The organism is Caulobacter sp. GW821-FHT11E11, assembly GCF_058808315.1.
Genome location: NZ_JBXARO010000001.1, coordinates 452,838 through 472,910 on the forward strand (window position 1 = coordinate 452,838; position 20,073 = coordinate 472,910).

Annotated in this window: 24 protein-coding genes and 1 pseudogene; 12 read left to right on the forward strand and 13 right to left on the reverse strand. The window is 66.8% G+C overall.

The window, feature by feature from the left end:
* Positions 1–501 precede the first annotated feature (501 nt).
* Positions 502–693, forward strand: coding sequence for a hypothetical protein (locus AC1RR5_RS02305; RefSeq protein WP_492919479.1), 192 nt, complete (start codon positions 502–504; stop codon positions 691–693).
* Positions 694–1,207: 514 nt separating this feature from the next.
* Here AC1RR5_RS02305 and AC1RR5_RS02310 read toward each other — a convergent pair.
* From AC1RR5_RS02310 to rdgB, 10 genes and pseudogenes are all read right to left on the reverse strand, one after another.
* On the reverse strand, positions 1,208–2,104 hold the full coding sequence (locus AC1RR5_RS02310) for a hypothetical protein (RefSeq protein ID WP_492919480.1): 897 nt from the start codon (positions 2,102–2,104) through the stop codon (positions 1,208–1,210).
* Between the two features lie 628 nt (positions 2,105–2,732).
* Positions 2,733–3,650 (reverse strand): annotated as a pseudogene (locus tag AC1RR5_RS02315) (YifB family Mg chelatase-like AAA ATPase); the annotation flags it as partial.
* 109 nt (positions 3,651–3,759) lie between these two features.
* Positions 3,760–4,713 carry a glutathione synthase gene (gene gshB / locus AC1RR5_RS02320; RefSeq protein ID WP_492919481.1) on the reverse strand — a complete coding sequence of 318 codons (954 nt, stop codon included), beginning with the start codon at positions 4,711–4,713 and terminating at the stop codon, positions 3,760–3,762.
* Between the two features lie 109 nt (positions 4,714–4,822).
* Positions 4,823–5,167, reverse strand: a complete 345-nt coding sequence (locus tag AC1RR5_RS02325) for an ArsR/SmtB family transcription factor (protein WP_492919482.1) — start codon at positions 5,165–5,167, stop codon at positions 4,823–4,825.
* The gene (locus AC1RR5_RS02330) at positions 5,164–5,697 is read right to left on the reverse strand and encodes an SRPBCC domain-containing protein (protein WP_492919483.1); all 534 of its coding nucleotides are present in this window, start codon (positions 5,695–5,697) and stop codon (positions 5,164–5,166) included. Before AC1RR5_RS02330 ends, AC1RR5_RS02325 begins: the two co-directional genes overlap by 4 nt.
* A gap of 59 nt (positions 5,698–5,756) precedes the next feature.
* Positions 5,757–6,572, reverse strand: coding sequence for a SirB1 family protein (locus AC1RR5_RS02335; protein ID WP_492919484.1), 816 nt, complete (start codon positions 6,570–6,572; stop codon positions 5,757–5,759).
* Positions 6,573–6,574: 2 nt separating this feature from the next.
* A complete protein-coding gene (locus AC1RR5_RS02340) occupies positions 6,575–6,952 on the reverse strand; it encodes a YraN family protein (RefSeq protein WP_492919485.1) in 378 nt (125 codons plus the stop codon).
* Positions 6,952–7,824 carry a 16S rRNA (cytidine(1402)-2'-O)-methyltransferase gene (gene rsmI, locus AC1RR5_RS02345; protein ID WP_492919486.1) on the reverse strand — a complete coding sequence of 291 codons (873 nt, stop codon included), beginning with the start codon at positions 7,822–7,824 and terminating at the stop codon, positions 6,952–6,954. The genes AC1RR5_RS02340 and rsmI overlap by 1 nt, the downstream gene beginning before the upstream one ends.
* A 36-nt stretch (positions 7,825–7,860) precedes the next feature.
* A complete protein-coding gene (hemW, locus tag AC1RR5_RS02350; RefSeq protein WP_492919487.1) occupies positions 7,861–9,003 on the reverse strand; it encodes a radical SAM family heme chaperone HemW in 1,143 nt (380 codons plus the stop codon).
* On the reverse strand, positions 8,996–9,598 hold the full coding sequence (gene rdgB / locus AC1RR5_RS02355; protein ID WP_492919488.1) for an RdgB/HAM1 family non-canonical purine NTP pyrophosphatase: 603 nt from the start codon (positions 9,596–9,598) through the stop codon (positions 8,996–8,998). Before rdgB ends, hemW begins: the two co-directional genes overlap by 8 nt.
* A gap of 28 nt (positions 9,599–9,626) precedes the next feature.
* On the opposite strand from rdgB, the gene AC1RR5_RS02360 reads away from it, so the two are divergent.
* From AC1RR5_RS02360 to AC1RR5_RS02375, 4 genes are all read left to right on the forward strand, one after another.
* Positions 9,627–10,232 carry a glutathione S-transferase N-terminal domain-containing protein gene (locus AC1RR5_RS02360; RefSeq protein ID WP_492919489.1) on the forward strand — a complete coding sequence of 202 codons (606 nt, stop codon included), beginning with the start codon at positions 9,627–9,629 and terminating at the stop codon, positions 10,230–10,232.
* A gap of 156 nt (positions 10,233–10,388) precedes the next feature.
* Positions 10,389–10,505 (forward strand): hypothetical protein, encoded by a 117-nt coding sequence (locus tag AC1RR5_RS02365; RefSeq protein WP_295108901.1) that lies wholly within the window; start codon positions 10,389–10,391, stop codon positions 10,503–10,505.
* A gap of 94 nt (positions 10,506–10,599) precedes the next feature.
* On the forward strand, positions 10,600–11,133 hold the full coding sequence (locus tag AC1RR5_RS02370; protein ID WP_291874712.1) for a DUF2975 domain-containing protein: 534 nt from the start codon (positions 10,600–10,602) through the stop codon (positions 11,131–11,133).
* A 17-nt stretch (positions 11,134–11,150) separates the two neighbouring features.
* Positions 11,151–11,381, forward strand: a complete 231-nt coding sequence (locus tag AC1RR5_RS02375; RefSeq protein ID WP_492919490.1) for a helix-turn-helix domain-containing protein — start codon at positions 11,151–11,153, stop codon at positions 11,379–11,381.
* Here AC1RR5_RS02375 and AC1RR5_RS02380 read toward each other — a convergent pair.
* The 3 genes from AC1RR5_RS02380 to rph form a co-directional block, all read right to left on the reverse strand.
* A complete protein-coding gene (locus AC1RR5_RS02380) occupies positions 11,378–12,163 on the reverse strand; it encodes a retropepsin-like aspartic protease family protein (protein WP_492919491.1) in 786 nt (261 codons plus the stop codon). The genes AC1RR5_RS02375 and AC1RR5_RS02380 overlap by 4 nt on opposite strands.
* Positions 12,160–13,137: a S1C family serine protease gene (locus AC1RR5_RS02385; RefSeq protein WP_492919492.1), complete on the reverse strand. Its 978-nt coding sequence runs from the start codon at positions 13,135–13,137 to the stop codon at positions 12,160–12,162. Before AC1RR5_RS02385 ends, AC1RR5_RS02380 begins: the two co-directional genes overlap by 4 nt.
* Positions 13,138–13,208: 71 nt before the next feature.
* Positions 13,209–13,925, reverse strand: coding sequence for a ribonuclease PH (gene rph, locus AC1RR5_RS02390; protein ID WP_492919493.1), 717 nt, complete (start codon positions 13,923–13,925; stop codon positions 13,209–13,211).
* 136 nt (positions 13,926–14,061) lie between these two features.
* Here rph and hrcA point away from each other — a divergent pair, with 136 nt between their 5' ends.
* The 7 genes from hrcA (at position 14,062) to AC1RR5_RS02425 (ending at position 20,052) form a co-directional block, all read left to right on the forward strand.
* Positions 14,062–15,138, forward strand: coding sequence for a heat-inducible transcriptional repressor HrcA (hrcA, locus tag AC1RR5_RS02395; RefSeq protein WP_492919494.1), 1,077 nt, complete (start codon positions 14,062–14,064; stop codon positions 15,136–15,138).
* A gap of 12 nt (positions 15,139–15,150) precedes the next feature.
* Entirely contained in the window at positions 15,151–15,777 is a 627-nt protein-coding gene (gene grpE, locus AC1RR5_RS02400; RefSeq protein WP_492919495.1) for a nucleotide exchange factor GrpE, read from the forward strand.
* A gap of 143 nt (positions 15,778–15,920) precedes the next feature.
* Positions 15,921–17,039, forward strand: coding sequence for a DNA polymerase III subunit beta (gene dnaN, locus AC1RR5_RS02405; protein ID WP_492919496.1), 1,119 nt, complete (start codon positions 15,921–15,923; stop codon positions 17,037–17,039).
* Positions 17,040–17,102: 63 nt separating this feature from the next.
* Positions 17,103–19,034: a S9 family peptidase gene (locus AC1RR5_RS02410; RefSeq protein ID WP_492919497.1), complete on the forward strand. Its 1,932-nt coding sequence runs from the start codon at positions 17,103–17,105 to the stop codon at positions 19,032–19,034.
* Between the two features lie 42 nt (positions 19,035–19,076).
* A complete protein-coding gene (locus tag AC1RR5_RS02415) occupies positions 19,077–19,364 on the forward strand; it encodes an ArsR/SmtB family transcription factor (protein WP_492919498.1) in 288 nt (95 codons plus the stop codon).
* A gap of 76 nt (positions 19,365–19,440) precedes the next feature.
* The gene (locus tag AC1RR5_RS02420; RefSeq protein ID WP_492919499.1) at positions 19,441–19,812 is read left to right on the forward strand and encodes a VOC family protein; all 372 of its coding nucleotides are present in this window, start codon (positions 19,441–19,443) and stop codon (positions 19,810–19,812) included.
* Between the two features lie 84 nt (positions 19,813–19,896).
* Entirely contained in the window at positions 19,897–20,052 is a 156-nt protein-coding gene (locus AC1RR5_RS02425; RefSeq protein ID WP_492919500.1) for a hypothetical protein, read from the forward strand.
* Positions 20,053–20,073: the final 21 nt, after the last annotated feature.

Genomic DNA, 20,073 nt, shown 5'->3' on the forward strand with positions numbered 1-20,073 from the left:
GCCCGATTGTCGTTCGCGCGGATGCCGTGCAGTGGCGCGATCGCCTTTGCGAGTTCATGCGCTGTGCATGGCTCCTTCGCGGATTTGAGCACCTTATAGGCGGCACGCGACAGCCCCGACCGGCGCCTGAAACGCGGCGGGCGTGGTGTGATGTGGTGGTGCGTCCACATCGGATCGAATTCGACGCGAATCCGCAGGGCGATCCGATCCATCTTCGCCTGCAATGTGGCCTTGCGCTCAGTGATCTGGCGGTCGGCTTCCGCGATGGCGGCTAACCCGACGACGGGCTCGATCGCCAGTTCAGCCGTTTCGTACTCACCGAGTAGCCGGGCGTAATCACGTTCCAGGGCAGCAAGGATTCTTGGTTTGACCATGGAGGAACGAAATCATCGCTCGCTGAACGATGGGTGACCAGGCTTGGATAATGAAAGTATCGCCGACAGGCCGCCCAACCAGTCACATGCATGCTACCTTCAATTGATTCCAATTTCGGAGGGTTGAATGGCTAGTTCCGTTGTCGATATTTATGGAATTAATCGCGCCACCGGCGCAAAGGATGCATCCCCCAGAATTTCCCAATTTCCTGTCGACGAGAACTTAGGGACAACATGGGAAGATCTTTTTAGAGAAGCAAGAAAATTGCTTCCGATTGATCAGTATGATTTAGATCTTCGGATCAAAGTTAAGGCTTAATTTGGCGCATTGAACGCGGCTGACGGCTACGACCCTTGGGCTATCTACGCTTCGATCAATTCGAAGGTGCTCAAGCTATACAAGGCGCGACACATTGCCACGCTTCGCGGGAAGACTCCGGGGGCGGAATCGAAATAGATAACATCGTTGCGAGTTCGAAAATCGCCATCGATTCGATGCCAGCCGACCGCCGAGGCCCGCTGCCTCGGAAAGGAGGTGATTTTCGTGTCAAAGACTCGCAAAATGGCGATCAGCGCTAAAACTGGTCGTATCGTGACGCCGGGCTACGCCGCCAAGCATCCGTCAACGACGGTTGTGATGACGGTTCCGGTTCGCAAGAAGAAGTCCTAACGGGCTTCTGGCGGGCGACGGTTCTTTGCGGGAGCGTCGCCCGTTTCCTTTGGCGTGCGCTTAGTTTCCAGTCCGTTAACGTGCGGATTGGGTATCGAGTTCGCTAGCTTTACGAGAGGCGGGTTGAGGCGCGGCGTCGTCCTCGCAGCACCTTCACTCACTCTCATGCAGCACCATCCCGCATGACCAAAGACAGGGCCGGTGCCGGCGCAATCTTTTCAGCCTCGGCAACCTCCTGCGCCATCGCGATAATCAGGCTCTCACCGTTCGAGAACAGCATGCGCGCATCAGCATCCGTAAGGACGACGCGCGGGTGAACGATGGGGTTTCGATAGTCGTCCTTCATCTGCCTCAGCGCCGAGATCACCTTCTCGGAGGGCTTAAGGGCCTGAGTCGGTGCCGCTAAGGCCGCCTCAAGCTGCTTGATGTAGTCAGACCAGCCATTGAGGGTCTTCTCCTTGCCCGTCGACAGCATGTAGTAGGCCTCCAATGCCCCCTCGACAGCGCGCGCGACGTGAAAGCCCGACGCTGAGAGGAGGTTGAAGGCTAGGCAGCGCCCAGCCGATTTCCAATCGTATCGGGTCTTTTCCGGGATGAACCTCAACAGGTGGGATGGGAACGCCTCGTCGGCCGCGTCAACCAACTTGGCTGTGTTGAAAATTCCCCGATCTGGCACTCGGTATGTGGACGCCTCTCGCATCTCCTCGCGAAAAACGACCTCAAACTCCTCAAGGGCCTTCCGAATTTGACCGAAACGCCACTCCGGTATCCTGGGGGTGTCGTCGGTCGGAAACTTCCATCGGTGACCAAGACCCTCGTCACGGGGCAATTGGTACCACTCTTCAACAACCCCGCCGAGCCAGTCTCGAAGCGTCACTGCGCAGGCCTTGGAGCTGCCTAGGTCGAACGGCTTTCCGTTCAACAACTCCGCCAACGCATCCCGCGACTCAACGATAGGAAAAAAGGCGTCCCTAGCGTCGACATCGCCCTGAGGGATTTCAGACAACTTCGTTAGCTGCTGACCGAGTTTATAGAACTCGAACTGATTGATGCGCTCCAAACGCGCCCCTCCCGCTCGCCGAGTCGTCGTTGATGGTCGATACTACAACGCTGAAGTGTTGACCGAAAGTGCGCCTGGGCATTGTTCCAAACTGCGCAATGGCTATGCCCCGTCCACAGCCCTTTCCCTCGTCCACAAGAACGTATTAAGAACAAAACTCGCAGACGCTGTTCGATGAGTTAATATGCCCTTGCGTCCTTCGGCAGGGCCGATTCTGGCGGCGGTCTAGTCCACCGCCGCCAGACAGGTCACCCAGTTAACGTCTGGGTCGGACGCTGGCGCACCCGGCACTACCGGTGCCTTTGGGGGTCTCTGCCGGACCTCCATTGAGGTCCTTGGCAACCCGATACTTCGTTTTCCAGTGTATGCCTGAGAGACATTTTTTCCAGCCCAAGTTCGGAAATTCCGAACCTTGACTGATGGTCCGACGCCTGGACGCGCCGCGATTCCCACCGGCCTTCAGTACTGAGATAGCGGCGGCGCGGTAACCTCGGCCATCCCGTAGCCTGGCAGTGAGCCGACGGTTTCCTGTTAGAAACGGTCGGACGCACTTGCGAGGCGCTCCTAACACCTAAAAATCACTCCGTGCCTCCGTTCCGAGACTTAGGTGTGTTTCCGCCATAAGAGCGCCGAACTCGGGGAGCTCATCCAGGAACAGCACGCCATTGTGGGCCAGGGACACCTCGCCCGGCTTGGCCTTCAGCCCGCCACCGGTCAGGGCGGCCATCGAGGCGCTGTGATGCGGCGCTCTGTAGGGTCGCGCACGGGTCAGGGCCCCACGCGCGATCAACCCCGCCACTGAATGGACCATCGAGGTCTCCAGCAGCTCGGCGGAGGTCAGGGGCGGCAGGAGGCCCGGCAGGCGCTGGGCCAGCATCGACTTGCCCGAGCCGGGCGGACCGACGAACAGCAGGTTGTGACCGCCGGCCGCGGCGATCTCCAGGGCGCGCTTGGCGTGCTCCTGGCCTTTGACGTCGCGCAGGTCCTTGGCGGCCTCGGCCTCGATGATCGGACCCGGCGCGGGCGCCGACAGGATCTGGCTGCCCCGGAAGTGGTTGATCAGCGAGACCAGCGAGCGCGGGGCCAGGATGCGGGTGTCGCCGGCCCAGGCCGCCTCGGGTCCCGAGGCCTCCGGACAGATCAAGCCAAGGCCCATGGCCCCGGCCGCCATCGCCGCCGGCAGCGCCCCGGCGACGGGCATGATGCGGCCATCCAAGGAGAGCTCGCCGATCGCCGCCCAGCCGTCGAGGGCGTCCATCGGAATGACGCCCAGCGCGGCCATCACCGCCAGGGCGATCGGCAGGTCGAAGTGAGCGCCTTCCTTGGGCAGGTCGGCCGGCGCCAGGTTGGCGACGATGCGCTTGCCGGGCAGCGAGAGACCCAGCCCCGCAAAGGCGCCGCGCACCCGCTCACGACTCTCGGCGACAGCCTTGTCGGCGAGGCCCACGACCACGAAGACGTGCTGTCCCGTGGTCAGCTGGACCTCGACGTCGACGCGCCGGGCCTCGACACCCTCGAATGCAACGGTGACCACGCTGGCGGCCATCGCAAACCCTCATGGATAATGAACTTTATCCACAAGTCACAGCATAGCTTGCGAAATGGAGCAAGAACGAAAAACGAACGTTTCGGGAAATCTCCGTCTTTCCGCAGAGTTACCCACCGGTGCGGCGAATGTCCTCGATGCGATCCCACAGTACGGCCGCGGCGTTGATACCGGTAAAACGCTTCAGCTGCTGTGCGCCGGTGGGCGACGTAACGTTGATCTCGGTCAAGTACTCGCCAATGACGTCGATGCCGACAAAGATCAGTCCACGGCGCTTCAATTCGGGGCCGATGATCTTGCAGAGCTCCAGGTCGCGGGCGGTCAGGGCCACCGCCTCGGCGCGGCCGCCAACCCGCAGGTTCGAGCGCACCTGGCCGGCGGCCGGCACGCGGTTGATGGCGCCCACAGGCTCGCCATCGACCAGCAGGACCCGCTTGTCGCCCTTGCTGACGGCCGGCACGAACTTCTGGGCGATGACCTGCTCGCGGCCGATCATGGCGTGCAGTTCCAGCAGGGCGTCGAGGTTGGGATCGTCGGCCAGCAGACGGGCCACGCCCGAGCCGCCGCCGCCGTACAGCGGCTTCAGCACGATGTCGCCGTGCCGGGCGCGGAAGTCGTAGATCGCCTCGTGATCCGAGGTGATCAGGGTCGGCGGCTGCACGCCCGGGAAGTCGGTGACGAACAGCTTTTCCGGCGCGTTGCGGACCTCGGTCGGGTTGTTCACCACCAAGGTGTGCGGATGGATCTTGTCCAGGAAGTGGGTGGCCGTAATGTAGGCCATGTCGAACGGCGGATCCTGGCGCATCAGCACGACGTCGATGTCGTCCTTCATGTCCAGCACCACGGTCTCGCCCAGCTTGGCGTGCGCGCCCTTCTCGGCGAACACTTCGAGCGGCTGGGCCCGCGCGAACACCCGGCCGTCTTCCTGCGACAGCTTGTCGGGCGTATAGAACCACAGCTTATGGCCGCGCTCCTTGGCCTCCATCATCATCAGGAAGGTCGTGTCGGTGTCGATGTTGATCCCCAGCACGGGGTCCATCTGGACGGCGACTCGCAGCGACATGGGGGCTCCTGGGCTCTGTACGCCCCAGACCTAGAGGGCGACGACCGTCTAGTTAAGTGCGAATGGCGAGATTGCGAGAAGTCTTCGCTGGCGAAGGCCCCGCGCGCGTCTAGTCGCCCTCCAGGATCTGCCGCAAGGCGTCGAAACGCGAACGCCACAAGGTCTGCTGGAAGCGGGCGAAAGCCTCGAGCCTTTCCAGGCCTTCCGGATCGACCGCGCAGAGGCGCTCCCGTCCAACCTTGCGCGTGCTGACCAGGCGGGCGCCTTCGAGGACCCGGATATGCTGGCCCAAACCTGTCAGCGTGATGCCCAGCGGGGTGGCGAGGTCCTTGATGGATTGCTCGCGATCCATGAGCGAAAAGAAGATCTTGCGCCGGGTGCCGTCCCCGAGGGCCGCCAGCAGGCCCTCGATCTCCTGGCGCGGGACTCCTTCGGTCGCGGAGCGCACGGTCACGCCTCCAGGTGGCGACGCAGATCGGCGAGCAGCTGCTCGTGTCCGCGCCGACGCAGGACGGGCCCGTCGGAACCATCGAGATAGGTGCCCTGCTGGGTCAGCTTCAGGCTGGCCTTGTCGCCGTCCGCCGCGAACTCGAACGTCTCATTGGCGATGGAGACGACCTTGCCGCCCGACATCATGCGCGCGCAGCAGACCAGCAGCGCGTTGTCGACGCGCGCGATACACTCGCTTTCCATGTCAATGCGCAGGCCTGGGACCGGGGTCTTGTCGTTCAGCACGATGCGGAAGACCTCCTTGCCGCCCACGCGCGGGTCGAGCGTATATTCGAGCGTCTCGTGCGTGGCGGTGTGTTCGCCGTCCGCATACCAGGCGCGCTTGGTCACGGGATCGGTGAAGGCCGCGAACAGCGCCTCGACCGAACAGGTGAACGTCTCTCTCATCTCGAAACCGTCGAACAGGACAGGCATGCCGTCGCTCCAGATTGATGAAGTTTCAACTTCACTATTGAGCGGCGCCAAAATAGTCAACTACAGACTTCACTTTTTGGGCGCGGCATCGCGCCGGCCGCGATTGGCGGTGCGCTGTCCTAGTTCAGCCGAAGTCTCATCCGTTCGCGCGCCGCCCGCGCCGCGATGGCCGCGCCGCCGTCCAGGGTCTGCGCCCGCGATAATGCCTGTAGCGCCCCCGCCAGCGCCCCCTGGCCCTCGCGGGCGGCGGCGACGTCCAGCCAGGGGCGGTGGTCGTTGGGGTTCAGGAGGGCGCGGCGGAGGGCCGAGCGTTCGGCGCGGGGCCAGTCCTTGGCCTGCTGGGCGCGGGCGAAGATGTTGTTCTGCAGGCGGATCAGGACGGCGCGGTCCGAGATCGGGGCCATCAGCAGCTCGAGCCGCGAGGCGACGTCGGGCATCAGGCCGGTGCGTAAGGCCCGGCGCGACAGCTCCGAGGGCAGCACCACCCGGCCTTCGCTGAACGGGTCGAGCGCCAGCGGGCCTTCCTCGGTCTCGATGCGCAGCAGGAAGTGGCCGGGGAAGTCGACGCCGTGCAGCTCCAGCCCCACCTGGCGGGCGGCGTGCAGGTAGAAGACGCCGAGCGCCACCGGCAGGCCCTTGCGGCGGTCGGCGATGGCGATGACGTCGGCATTGTCGGGGTGGTCGTAGGTCAGGACGTCGCCGGTCAGGCGCAGGTCGCCGGCCAGGGTCTCGGCCACGGCCTCCTCGGGCGACTCGGCTTCGGCCCGGCGGCGCAGGCGGTCGACGGCTTCCCGGGCCAGGTTGATGGCCGGCGTGGTGTCGCGGCTGGGATCGTCGTGGACGGCGCAGGCCAGGGCGGCGTCGAACAGCGGGAAGTCCGCGTCCGTGCCTTCGCCGGCCTTGGTCAGGATTTCCTCGGCGTCGTCGCGCGTCATGCTTACGCTCCCAACCAGGCGTCGGGCAGGTGGCGCGGGGCGCGGCCGGGGGCCAGGGCGATCAGGTCCAGGCGCACGAAGAGGTCGCGCAGGCTGGCGCGATGCGCGCTGACATGGGCGGCCGCGCGGCGCAGGCGCTCGCGCTGGGTGGGCGTCACGGCGTCCAGGGCGTCCTCGATCGTCGTCCTCTGCTTGACCTCCACAACGGCCAGCACCTTGCCGCGTTGCGCCAGCAGGTCGATTTCGCCGAGCGGGGTGGCCAGGCGGAAGCCCAGGATCCGGTAGCCCTTGGCCATCAGCCAGAGCGCCGCCCAGACCTCGGCCCGGCGACCGAGCTTGCGCGCCGCCGCGCCACGGACTTGGCGGGCGCGAGCGACCACTAGGCTTGTTCCTTCAGCGCCAGCGCCTGGCGATAGAGGTCCTTGCGGGACAGACCGAGGGCCTTGGCCACCTCGGAAGCGGCCTCGCCCAGGGGCAGGCGGGCCATGGCTTCGCGCAGGGCGGCCTCGGCGTCGTCGACTGTGGCGACCTTCTCGCTGCCGGGGCCGACCAGGATGACGATCTCGCCCTTGGGGGCTTCGAAGCGCGGGTCGACGGCGAGGTCGGCCAGGGTTCCGCGGATGCAGGTCTCGTAGAGCTTGGTCAGTTCGCGGCACACGGCGGCCTGGCGCGTGCCGCCGAACACGGCGGCCATGTCGGCCAGGCAGTCGTCGACCCGCGAGGCGCCTTCGTAGAAGATCAGGGTGGCGCGGGTGTTGGCGAACTCTTCCAAGAAGGTCCGGCGCGCGGCGCTCTTAGGCGGCGGGAAGCCGGCGAACAGGAAGCGGTCGGTGGGCAGGCCGGCCAAGGTGAGCGCCGCGAGAGCGGCGGAAGCGCCGGGGATCGGGATCACGGGGTGGCCGGCGGCGATCGCCTCCTTGGCCAGGCGGTAGCCGGGATCGGAGACCATCGGCGTGCCGGCGTCCGAGACCAGGGCCACGCGCTCGCCGGCCTCCAGCCGTTCCAGGATGCCGGGGATGGCGCGCTCGGCGACGTGTTCGTCGTGGCGTTCCAGCTTGGTCTTGATGGCGTAGGCCGACAGCAGCTTGCCGGTGACGCGGGTATCCTCGGCCAACAGCACGTCGCAGGCGGCCAGCACATCGAGCGCGCGAAGGGTGATGTCACGCAGGTTGCCGATCGGCGTCGCCACCAGATAGAGGCCGGGCGCCAGGGGCGCGTCGGACAGGGCTGGCGGGGGAAGCTGACGGTTCAACGTATGGATGTCCTTCGTGCTCGGAAAGCAGGCATATCAGGTCGCGAGCGTTCCTGTCAGCCGGTCCAGCACCAGGCGACCCGCGCGAGTGGCGCGCAAACGATTGGCGTCGTCAACCAGCAGGCCGGCCTGCACCAGATCGCGGACCTTGGGCAGGTCGGCGGTAAGGCCCAGCGGCGCCATCTCGGCGAATCCCACGCCGTCGTCGATGCGCAGGCCCAGGACCAGGCGCTCCTCGGCGGATTCCTCGGGGTTCAGGATCTCGCGTTCGAAGCCGACGCCGGTCTCGGTCACGGCGGCGATGTAGTCCTTGATGGCGCGGTGGGCGACCGTGGCCGCGCGGCCTTCGGGCAGGGCCAGGCGGCCGTGCGCGCCGGGGCCGACGCCGACATAGTCGACGCCCCGCCAGTAGACGAGATTGTGCCGCGAGCGGGCTTGTTCGCCCCGAGCGTGGTTGGAGACCTCGTAGGCGTCGAAGCCGGCGGCCTCGAGCAGCTCCTGAGTGGTTTCGAACAGGGTGGCGGCCAGGTCCTCGTCGGGCACGACCAGGGTCCCGCGTCCCACCGCGCGGTCGAAGGCGGTGCCGTGCTCGATGGTCAGCTGGTAGGGCGAGACGTGCTCGGGGCCCAGGGCGATGGCTTCGGCGAGTTCGGCGCGCCAAGCCGCGTCGGTCTGGCCGGGGCGGGCGTAGATCAGGTCGATGGACAGGCGCGGGAAGGCCTTGGTCGCCGCCGTGATCGCCCGCCGCGCCGCGCCGGCGTCGTGGTTGCGGCCCAAGGCTTTCAGGGATTCGTCGTCCAGGGCTTGGACGCCCAGCGAGAGGCGCTGGATGCCGGCGTCGGCCAGGGCCTCGAAACGGCCGGCCTCGGCGTCGGTGGGGTTGGCTTCGAGGCTGATCTCAAGGTCGGCGACGGGCGACCACAGGCGCTTGGCCGTGTCGATCACCCGCGCCACCTGCTCGGGATCCATCAGCGAGGGCGTGCCGCCGCCAAAGAAGATCGACAGCAGCTGGCGCTCGCCGGTCAGCTCACGTTGAGCGGTCAGATCGGCGACGATGGCGTCGGCCAGGGCCGTCTGCTCGTCCGTCTTGCCCCGATCACGCACGACGTTGAAGTCGCAATAGGGGCAGATCCGCGAGCAGTACGGCCAGTGGACGTAGACGCCTAAGGCCTTAGTCAAACAGCGCCGCCTTCAGCTTGGCGAAGGCGCGGGCGCGGTGGCTCATGGCGTCCTTGGCGGCCGGCTCCATCTCGCCGAAGGTGGTGTCGTGGCCCTCGGGGATGAAGATCGGGTCGTAGCCGAAGCCGCGCGTCCCGCGGCCCGGGAACACCAGGGTCCCGTCGACGCGGCCCTCGACCACCACGGCCGGACCGTTCGGCCAGGCGACGGCGAGAGCCGAGGTGAACCAAGCGGCGTAGTCTTCCGTGCTCGTCGCCTCGATCCGCTCGGCGACCTTGTCCATGGCCATGGCGAAGTCCTTGCCCGGACCAGCCCAGCGGGCGGAGTAGATGCCGGGCGCGCCGTCCAGCGCCTTGACCGACAGGCCGCTGTCGTCGGCCAGGGCCGGCAGGCCCGACAGGTCGGCGGCGTGGCGGGCTTTCAGCAGGGCGTTGCCGACGAAGGTGCTTTCGGTCTCGTCCGGCTCGGGCAGGCCCAGCTGGCCGGCGGTGACGATCTCGAAGCGACCGTCCAGCAGGGCGGCGATCTCGGGCACCTTGCCGGGATTGTGGGTGGCGGCCACCAGCTTCGATCCCATTTCAAGCTTCAGCGCCATGTCCATCACTCCTGGGGGAAATCACCTGATGCGGCTCCTTTACTCTCCAATTTCGCCCTTTGCCCGCAAGGTTCGTGTGCTGGCGCTCGAAAAAGGGCTGTCGGAGCTCTTTTCCCTGGAGATCGTCGCGCCGTTCCAGGACGAGACGCTGCGCAGCCAGAACCCGCTGTGCAAGGTGCCGGCCCTGATCCTCGACGACGGCGAAGTGATCTTCGATTCCGGGGTCGTCGCCGACTATGTCGACAGCCTCGCCGAGCCCCGCTTGATCCCGCAGGTCCAACCCGCCCGCCGCCGCGCCCTGACCCTGGAAGCCGCCGCCGACGGCATGGGCGACGCTTCGGTGCTGGTCGTGCGCGAGCGGATGCGGCCGCAAGCCGAGCATCGCCAGGACCTGTTCGAGCGTCAGCTACGGGCCGTGAATGCGGCGCTAGATCTCTTCGAGGCGGCGGTGGTCGACGGCGGCCTGTCGGGCGAGCGCTTCGAGATCGGCGAGATCGCCGTGGCGGTGCAGCTGGCCTACCAGGACGTGCGCCAGGTCAGCGACTGGCGGGCGGGTCGGCCGGCGCTTTCGGACTGGTTCGGAGTCGCCTCGAAACGAACCTCCATGGTCGCCACACACGCCACTGTGACCTAACGGCAACTGTTCCCAACCCACGTGCATCATTACGGTAGTTTAATATCGTTTCTCGATAAACGAGATTGGCGGAACCGAAATCGCCGCCTATCTGTTGACTGTGGCGAGGGACCGAATGGCTCGGCCCCGACCACGTCGCTCAAACTGGAAAACAAGATGTCCGCCGCCCGCCTGTTCCGCATCGCCGACAAGGTCGTCATGACCGCCATCACCGCCGCCCTGATCGTGGCGGTTCCGGTGTCGGCCGTGGCGTTCGTGGTGCAGACGCTTTAAGGCGAGCCAAGAGTTTCCAGGGTTTCCAAGCCCTAGCTTTTGACGTCTCCTCGCGACGCGGGGCATGTTTGAGCGTCGCTGTTGGGGAGCAGCCATGCGCGCGTTGGGGCCCGGCTCCGTATCGAGTTTCCTGAAGATCATCCTCGACGTCATCTACGTCGGGCTTTGGATCTTCGTGAGCCTTCTGTCGCTGTTCACGCTGGTCGCCCTGCTGTTCAGCTTCAATCCCGAATTGCTGGCCTCGATGTTGCCGATCAGCGACGCCGTGGAGGCCATCAGCCGCAACGGCGCGCTGTTCGCCGGGGCGCTGGCGGCCTACGCCCTGCTGCTGGGCGGCTGGATGATCATCGTCGAGCGGCTGCGCAAGATCTTCGCGACCCTGACGGCCGGCGACCCCTTCCATCCCGACAACGTGGTGCGCCTGCGCCTGATCGGCCTGGTCCTCGCGGGCCTGGAAGTCGGGCGCTACGTCTTTTCGGGCATGGCCCGCTGGCTGGCCCCCAAGGCCAAGGTCATCGACGACAGCTTCACCCTGACCGCCTGGTTCTCGGTGCTGGTCGTCTTCGTCCTGGCCGAGGTCTTCCGCGAGGGCGCCCGCCTTCGTCGCGAAGCCGAACTCACGATCTGAACCGGAGCGATCGCCGCATGCCTGTCCGCGTGAACCTCGACCGCGTGCTGCTGGAACGGCGCATGTCGCTGACCGAGCTCTCCGACCGGGTGGGTGTGACCATCGCCAACCTCTCGATCCTGAAGACCGGCAAGGCCCGCGCCGTCCGCTTCTCGACCCTGGACGCCCTGTGCCGCGAGCTGCAGTGCCAGCCGGGCGACCTGCTAACCTTTGAATACGGCCCGGCGGACGGGCTGGACGAGGACTAGTAGGCGCGGCCCTGGCCGTCCTCGCGCCATTTCAGGATCAGCTGGCGGTCGCGGAATTCGAAGGCCTCCAGCCGCTTGAGGAAACTCATCCCCAGCAGCGACCCGCTCATCGGGGCCTTGTTGACCATCACCCGGAAACCTTCCAGGCGAATGGCGCCGACCTCGAGGGTGGTCGCGTCATAGGCGGCGCTGTAGCCCTTGCCGTTGGCGGTCTCGGACTCGTAGCCATAGTTCAGGGTGTCGACGGGGATGCCTAGGCGGCGGGCGTCGGCGGGGCTGAGCACGGTCTCGGTGGCGCCGGTGTCGACCATGAACCGCACGCGCTGGCCGTTGATCAGGCCGTCGACGACATAGTGGCCGTCCTCGCCCTGCGGCACGACCAGGGTGCGCTCGCCGACGGTCACCGGCGTGCCGACGTTGAAGGCCAGCTGCAGGCGCTGCGGGACCTGCATCAGCTCGGCGCGGTATGCATAGCCCAGGGCCAGGACGGCGATGATCCCGGTCCAGACCGCCGCATATTTCAGATATTGGCGCGGCGAACCGTGCAGGCCACGCAGCAGCACCGTCGAGACCAGCACGACCATGCCCAGGCGCAGGAACAGGCTGGCCTGGTCGTCGCCGGTCTGGATCGCCTCGGGATAGGCGCGCATCAGGGCCACGATCAGCACGCCGACGGCGGCCAGCAGGCCGAGCCACAGCCACAGGCGATGACGCGGAGCCGCCGGCCGCGACGGCGTCGCGGCGGCGGGCGGGTCGGGTTGCTCCCAGGGACCCTTGGTCAATTCAGGCGTCGCTTCTTCAGCAGGCTGGCGCGGTCCATCGAACGGATCTCGACCTCGAAGCTGTCGCCTTCGCGCAGGATCTTCAGGGGCACGCTGACGCCGGCGTCGCCCAGACTCCACATCCGGTCGTAGAACTCGGCGAGGTCCGAGATCGGCTGGCCATCGACGGCCAGGATCAGGTCGCCGGCCCGCAGCTCGGCGCGGGCGGCCGGGCCCTTGGGCGAGATGCCGACGATGACGACGTGGTTCTCCATCTCCTGGGCGAAGACGCCCAGCCACGGGCGCGGCGGATGCGGGCTGCGGCCGCGGGCCAGCTCGTCCAGGATCGGCGGCAAGAGCTCGGCGGGCACGAACATGTTGATCGGCTTGGCGTCGCCGTTCTGGTCGCGGCCTTCCAGGGTCAGGGAGCCCAGGCCCACCAGGTCGCCCTTGGGGCCGATCAGGGCCGCGCCGCTCCAGTGCGGATGGGCGGGGCCGGTAATGATCGCCTCGTCCAGCAGATATTCCCAGTAGCCGGCGAACGGCATGCGGGCCAGGACCTTGCCGGCCACGGCGTGGGCGCGGCCACCGGCCCCGGCGGCGATGACCGACGAGCCGGCCTCCAGGTCCTTGGCGCTGCCGATGGTCATGACCGGCAGGTCCAGCGGCTCCAGCGCCTGGACCAGGCCGAGGCCCGAGCGGACGTCCAGTCCCAGCACGTGGGCCGGCACGCGGCGGCCGTCGTTGCGGGTGAGGGTGACTTCCTCGGCCTCGGTGATCAGATAGGCCATGGTCAGGACGAGGCCGCCGGGTCCGACGACCACGCCGTTGCCGACGCGCTCGGTCCCCAGGATGCCGGCCGTATAGGCGTCGGGCGGGACCTGGGCCTCCAGCGCGACCATCGAGGCCAGCGCCTGGTCCAGGTCGAAGCGATACGCCTCGGCCGACGGGCGCAGGCGGGCTTCGACTTCGTAGCCTTCGAACGGGGTGGTCACGCGAAACTCCTGATCTTCAGATTAGGAATCTGGGACCGTTACCCCGTTCGAACAAGTGCGGTGGGGAGGCTTTAACCGCCGATCGCCTCGCGTTGCAGGGCGAACAGCTCGTTGATGCCCTTCTCGGCCAGCGCGTACAGGCTTTCGAACTCGGCGCGGGTGAAGCCGCGCTTTTCGCCGGTGGCCTGAATCTCGCAAATGTCGCCATTGCCGGTCAGCACGAAGTTGCTGTCGGCCTCGGCGTTCGAGTCTTCCTCGTAGTCGAGGTCGAGCACCGGCACGTCGTTGAACACACCGCACGAGACGGCCGCCACCTGGCCCAGGATCGGGTCGGCCTTCAGCACGCCCTCTTCCAGCAGGTAGTTGACCGCCAGGCGCAGGGCGACCCAGGCGCCGGTGATGGCGGCGGTGCGGGTGCCGCCGTCGGCCTGGATGACGTCGCAGTCCAGGCTGATCTGGCGCTCGCCCAGGGCCTTCAGGTCGACGACGGCGCGCAGCGAGCGGCCGATCAGGCGTTGGATCTCTTGCGTGCGGCCGGTCTGCTTGCCGGCGGCGGCCTCGCGGCGGCCGCGGGTGTGGGTGGCGCGGGGCAGCATGCCGTACTCGGCCGTGACCCAGCCGGCGCCCTTGTTGCGCATCCAGCCGGGGACGTTTTCCTCGACCGTGGCGGTGACCAGCACCTTGGTGTGGCCGAAGCTGACCAGGCACGAGCCTTCGGCGTAGCGGTTGACGCCGGTTTCCAGCATGACAGCGCGCAGCTGGTCGGGGGCGCGTTCGGACGGACGCATGGGAAACTCCTGGCTTTCAGGGCTATTTGAATGTGTGTGGGTGGCGCTTATCCTATTGAGAGCCGAACTTGAAAGAGGCCGACAGCTTTTGTCCGCCGACCGGGTCCCAAACGACACGCCCTATGGCCCTAAAAGCATGACGCATCTTTTCCCGGGTCCGATCGTCCGCGCGCCGGGCCTCACCGAGCTGGACACCCGCGCCCGCGATATTTTCCGGCGCGTGGTCGAGTCGTATCTGGAGACCGGCGAGCCCGTCGGCTCGCGCACCCTGTCGCGGGCGGGGCTGGCCTTGTCGCCGGCCTCGATCCGCAACACCATGCAGGACCTGGCCCAGCTGGGCTTGCTGGACGCGCCCCACACCAGCGCCGGCCGCCTGCCGACCCATGCGGGTCTGAGGATGTTCGTCGACGGCCTGCTGGAGGTCGGCGACGTCGCCGAGGCCGACAAGCAGGCCATCGAGGCGCGGCTGGCCGTGAAGGGCCGCTCGTTCGAGGAAGCCCTGGCGGAAGCCTCGTCGATCCTGTCTGGCCTGGCCGGCGGAGCCGGCATCGTCGTCACGCCGGTCCGTGAGGGCGGGGTCAAGCATGTGGAGTTCGTGCCCCTGGGCGGTGGCCAGGTGCTGGCGGTCATGGTGTTCGAGGACGGCCAGGTCGAGAATCGCCTGATGCGCCAGGCCCCAGGGGTGACGCCCTCGGCCCTGCAGGAGGCGTCCAACTTCCTCAATGCCCGCCTGCGCGGCCGCACCCTGTCGGAGACGCGAACCGAGATGGGCGGCGAGCTGGACATCGCCCGCCGGCAGCTGGACGAGACCGCCGCCCGCCTGGTCGAGGACGGCCTGGCCGCCTGGAGCGGCGGGGAGGGCGACGCGCGCTCGCTGATCGTGCGCGGTCAGGCCAACCTGCTGGCCGATGCGCGGGCCCGCGAGGACATCGACCGCGTGCGCCAGCTGTTCGACGACCTGGAGCAGAAGGGCCAACTGATCGGCCTCCTGGACGACGTTCGTGACGCCGAGGGCGTGCGCATCTATATCGGAGCCGAAACGCGCCTGTTTTCGCTTTCGGGTTCCTCGGTGATCGCGGCGCCCTATATGACGGGCCGACAGAAGGTGCTGGGAGCGATCGGCGTGATCGGTCCGGCGCGATTGAACTACGCCCGAGTCATTCCGTTGGTGGACTATACCGCCCGGGTGCTGGGGCGGATGATGGATGGATAAGGACTGTACGAGATGACCGACGAGCAAACGCCGGCTGAAGACATCGCCTTCGAAGCCGATGACGCTTCGCAAGAGATCGAGGCGCTGAAGCTGGAAGTGGCCGCTCTGAAGGAGCAGGCGCTGCGCTACGCCGCCGAGGCCGAGAACACCAAGCGCCGCGCCGAGCGCGAGATGAACGACGCGCGCGCCTATGCGATCCAGAAGTTCGGCCGCGACCTGCTGGGCGTCGCCGACAACCTATCGCGCGCCACGGCCCACAGCCCCAAGGATTCGACCGACGCGGTGGTGAAGAACTTCATCATCGGCGTCGAGATGACCGAGAAGGAGCTGCAAGGCGCCTTCGAACGCAACGGCCTGAAGAAGATCGACCCTGCCAAGGGCGAGAAGTTCGACCCGCACCTGCACCAGGCCGTGACCGAGCAGCCCTCGACCGAGGTCGCCGCCGGCGGCGTGGTCGCCGTGCTGCAGGCCGGTTACGAGCTGATGGGCCGCCTGGTGCGTCCGGCCATGGTCGCCGTGGCGGCCAAGGGTTCGACCGGTCCGGGCGGGCCCGAACAGGCCGGTGCGTCGGCAAATCCGTATGCCGGAGCCGGCGCGGATGGCGACAACTCGGGTGGTTCGTTCGACACGAAGGCTTGAGTTCGACGTTTCTAAGCTAAAGGGGCGCGGAAATGACCGCCGCGCCCCCTTCCCCCGTTCGCGCATTGCGATAATGTCGGCGGTCCATTCTCAACGGGGGTAGCGGTCGATTCCATCGGCCGACCGCGCGATCTGGACCGACTATGAAGCTTACCATCGAACGGGCGGCGCTCCTGAAGGCGCTGGGTCACGTGCAGAGCGTCGTCGAGCGCCGCAACACCATCCCGATCTTGTCGAACATCCTGCTGTCAGCGGAGGGCGATCGCCTGTCGTTCTCGGCGACCGACCTGGACATGGAGATCATCGACGAGGGCTTCGCCCAGATCGACGTTCCCGGCCAGATCACCGCGCCGGCTCACACCCTGTACGAGATCGTCCGCAAGCTGCCCGACGGCGCCGACGTCTCGCTGAGCTTCAGCGGCGATGATCCGCGCCTGGTGATCCAGGCCGGCCGCTCGCGCTTCAACCTGCCGGTGCTGCCGGCGGGCGACTTCCCGGTGATGAGCAGCGACGGCCTGTCGAGCCGCGTCGCGGTCGACACCAACGAGCTGATCCGCCTGATCGACAAGACCCGCTTCGCGATCTCGACCGAAGAGACTCGCTATTATCTGAACGGTCTCTACGTCCACACGGTCAACGAGGGTGGCGAGACCAAGCTGCGCGCCGTGGCCACCGACGGCCACCGCCTGGCCCTGGCCGAGATGCCGGCCCCCGAGGGCGCGGCCGGCCTGCCGGGCGTGATCATCCCGCGCAAGACCATCGCCGAGGCCCGCCGCCTGATGGAATCGGCCGGCGAGACGGTCGATCTGCAGCTCTCGCCCCAGAAGGTCCGCTTCGAGTTCGGCGCGGCCGCCCTGACCTCCAAGGTCATCGACGGCGCCTTCCCGGACTATCTGCGCGTCATCCCGCGCGACAACGCCAAGATCCTGACGCTGGACAACGACCTGTTCGCCAAGGCCGTCGACCGCGTGGCCACCATCTCGGCCGAGAAGAGCCGCTCGGTGAAGCTGGCCATCGAGCCGGGCCGTATCACCCTGACCGTCCGCAACATGGAAGCCGGCCAGGCCGTGGAAGAGGTCGAGGTTGATTACGACGGCGAGCCCTTCGAAATCGGCTTCAACGCCCGTTACCTGCTGGACGTCTGCGGCCAGATCGCCGGCCCGCAGGCCGAGTTCCGCTTCGCCGACCCGGCCAGCCCGACCCTGGTGGTCGATCCGGTCGATCCGGGCGTGAAGTACGTGCTGATGCCGCTGCGGGTCTGATCCGCGGTCTTTGTCTTGAGAAACGGGCGCCTTGGGCGCCCGTTTTGCTTTCGGGGTTCCGTCATGAAGAAGCTGCTCGCCGCCTCGGCCGCCGTCCTGGCCCTCGCCGCCGCCGTTCCCGCGCTCGCCCAGTCGGTCGAGCGCAGGGAGATGGGCAACCAGATCCTCGAGAACGTGCCGGTCGCGCCGCCCGCGATCCGCGAGAGCCTGGCCAGGTACCAGAACGCCCGCTCGGCCTATTTCGGCGACTGGAGCGCGGATGGCGGCATCGTCATCACCACGCGTTTTGGCAACACCAACCAGCTGCACACCGTGGCCGCGCCCGGCGCCGACCGCAGCCAGATCACCTTCTATGACGAGCCCGTCGGCGGCGCCCACACCCTGCCGGGCGGCCAGATCCTGTTCTCCAGGGACACCGGCGGCGACGAGTGGTTCCAGCTGTTTCTGCGCGACGCCGACGGCAAGACCAAGCAACTGACCGAGACCGGCACCCGCAACGGCTCGCCGGCCTGGTCCAAGGACGGCTCGGTCCTGGTCTGGTCGCGGTCGACCAAGGGCTCGGGCGACTCCGACGTCCTGATGCGCGACGCCTCTGGCGCGACGAAGGTGATCTACAAGGGTCAGGGCCAGGTCTCGCCGCTGGCGGTGTCGGCCGACGGCAAGACGGTGCTGCTGGGCCGCTACTTCTCGATCTCGGAGTCCAAGCGCTGGCTGCTCGACGTCGCGACCGGCAAGCTGACCGAGCTGAACCCGAGCAAGACCAAGATCGCCTACAGCGGCGGCAAGTTCACGCCGGACGGCCGCAGCGTGCTGCTGCTGTCGGACGAGGGCTCGGACTTCCAGCGCCTGACGCAGATCGACCTGGCCACGGGCGCGAAGGTGACCCTTTCGGGTGAGCGTCCGTGGGATGTCGAGGACTTCGCCCTGTCCGATGACGGCCGCATCCTGGCCTATGTCGTCAACGAGGACGGCTATTCGAAGCTGGTGGTGCAGGACTTCCGCACCCGCCGCGCCCTGCCGCAACCGCAGCTGCCGGCCGGGGTGGTCAGCGACATCGCCTTCTCGCCCGACGGGTCGAAACTGGGCTTCAGCCTGGCGACCCCGACCGCGGCGAGCGACGCCTGGAGCTGGGGCGTGACCGACGCCAAACTCGAACGCTGGACGGCCTCGGAGCTGGGCGGCCTGGACGCCAAGGCTTTGGCGACTCCAGACCTGGTCCGCTACCCGTCGTTCGACAAGCGCTCGATCCCGGCCTTCGTCTACAAGCCCAAGCTGGCGGCCGGCCAGAAGGCGCCAGTGATCATCGACATCCACGGCGGGCCGGAAGGCCAGTCGCGCCCGACCTTCAACGCCTTCCACCAGCACACGGTGGCCGAGCTGGGCGCGGCGGTGATCGTCACGAACGTCCGCGGCTCGACCGGCTATGGCAAGACCTACCTGAACCTCGACAACGCCGAGAAGCGCGAGGACTCGGTCAAGGACATCGGCGCCTTGCTGGACTGGATCAAGACGCAGCCGGACCTGGATCCGTCGCGGGTCGTCGTCTACGGCCAGTCGTACGGCGGCTACATGTCGCTGGCCGTGATGACCCACTATTCCGACCGTCTGGCCGGCGGGGTCGAGCGCTACGGCATCAGCAACTTCGTCTCGTTCCTGCAGAACACCGAGGCCTACCGCCGCGACCTGCGCCGCGTCGAATATGGCGACGAGCGCGACCCCAAGATGCTGAAGGCCTTCGAGACGATCTCGCCGATGAACAATGTGGGCAAGATCACCAAGCCGATGCTGGTCATGCAGGGCTGGAACGACCCGCGGGTGCCCAAGTCGGAGTCCGACCAGGTCGTCGCCAAGCTGCGCGGCCAGGGCATCGAGACCTGGTACGTCCAGTTCAAGGACGAGGGCCATGGCTTCCTGAAGAAAGCCAACAACGACCGCCGCCGCGAGGTCGAGACCCAGTTCCTGCAGAAGGTGCTGGGAATTTCCCTGGCGAAGTAAAGGGATTGGCAAAATAGGCGGTTACGCGGCATGCTTAGCCACATGGATAAGCATGCCGAAGCGCTCTCCGACACCTTCCAGGCGCTGGCCGATCCCACCCGCAGGGCCATTCTGAGCCGACTGGGCCAGGGTCCGGCGAGCGTCGGCGAACTCGCTGCGCCTTACGACATGGCGCTGACCTCGTTCATGAAGCACCTGAAGATCCTGGAGCGGGCTGGCTGGATCACATCCGCGAAGGCCGGGCGGGTGCGGACCTGTTCGATCGTCACCGATCGCTTTGCCGATGTCGGCGCCTGGGTCTACGGCCACCGATCGCTCTGGGAACGATGACCCTGACGTAAGGGTCATATTGCCGACGCTCATAAGGGGGCTAAGGTCCGTTTTATATCAAAACGGGAGGCGGCCCATGGCCAAGGTGAACTATGTGACGGTCGGCTCGAACGACCTGGAGAAGGCCAAGACCTTCTATGACGGCCTGCTGGGCTCGATCGGCTTCAAGCCCTTGTTCGAACATCCCTCGGGCGGCCGCCTCTATCGCGGCGAGGGCTGCATGTTCGGGGTGCTGGGTCCGTATGACGGCAATCCGGCCTGCATCGGCAACGGCATGATGGGCGGTTTCGCCTTCGACACCGTCGAGGAGGTCGACGCCTTCCACGCCAAGGCCATCGAACTGGGCGGCCAGGACGAAGGCCAGCCGGGCGCGCGTATGCCCAAGGCCTATTTCGCCTATTTCCGTGACCTCGATGGCAACAAGCTCTGCGGCTACAAGATCGGCTGAGCGGGCGCGCTTTTCGCCCCGATCCGGGCCTTTTGCGGCCAAGATCGGGGCGCATCCCCGACGCTTCTGGACATGGAGGCGCGCATGCGCATCGCCTGGGAACGCGTCGCGACGGTGGGGCTGAGCCTCGGGCTCTGGACCGTGTTGCTGTTGGGCGGGCGGCACGCCCTGCACCTGGCGCGGGGCGAGGTTCACACCCTGGCTCACCTGGCGCTGAGGCGGCGCGGCGGGTTCGCCTGAAGTCCGGGGGCTGCGCATCGC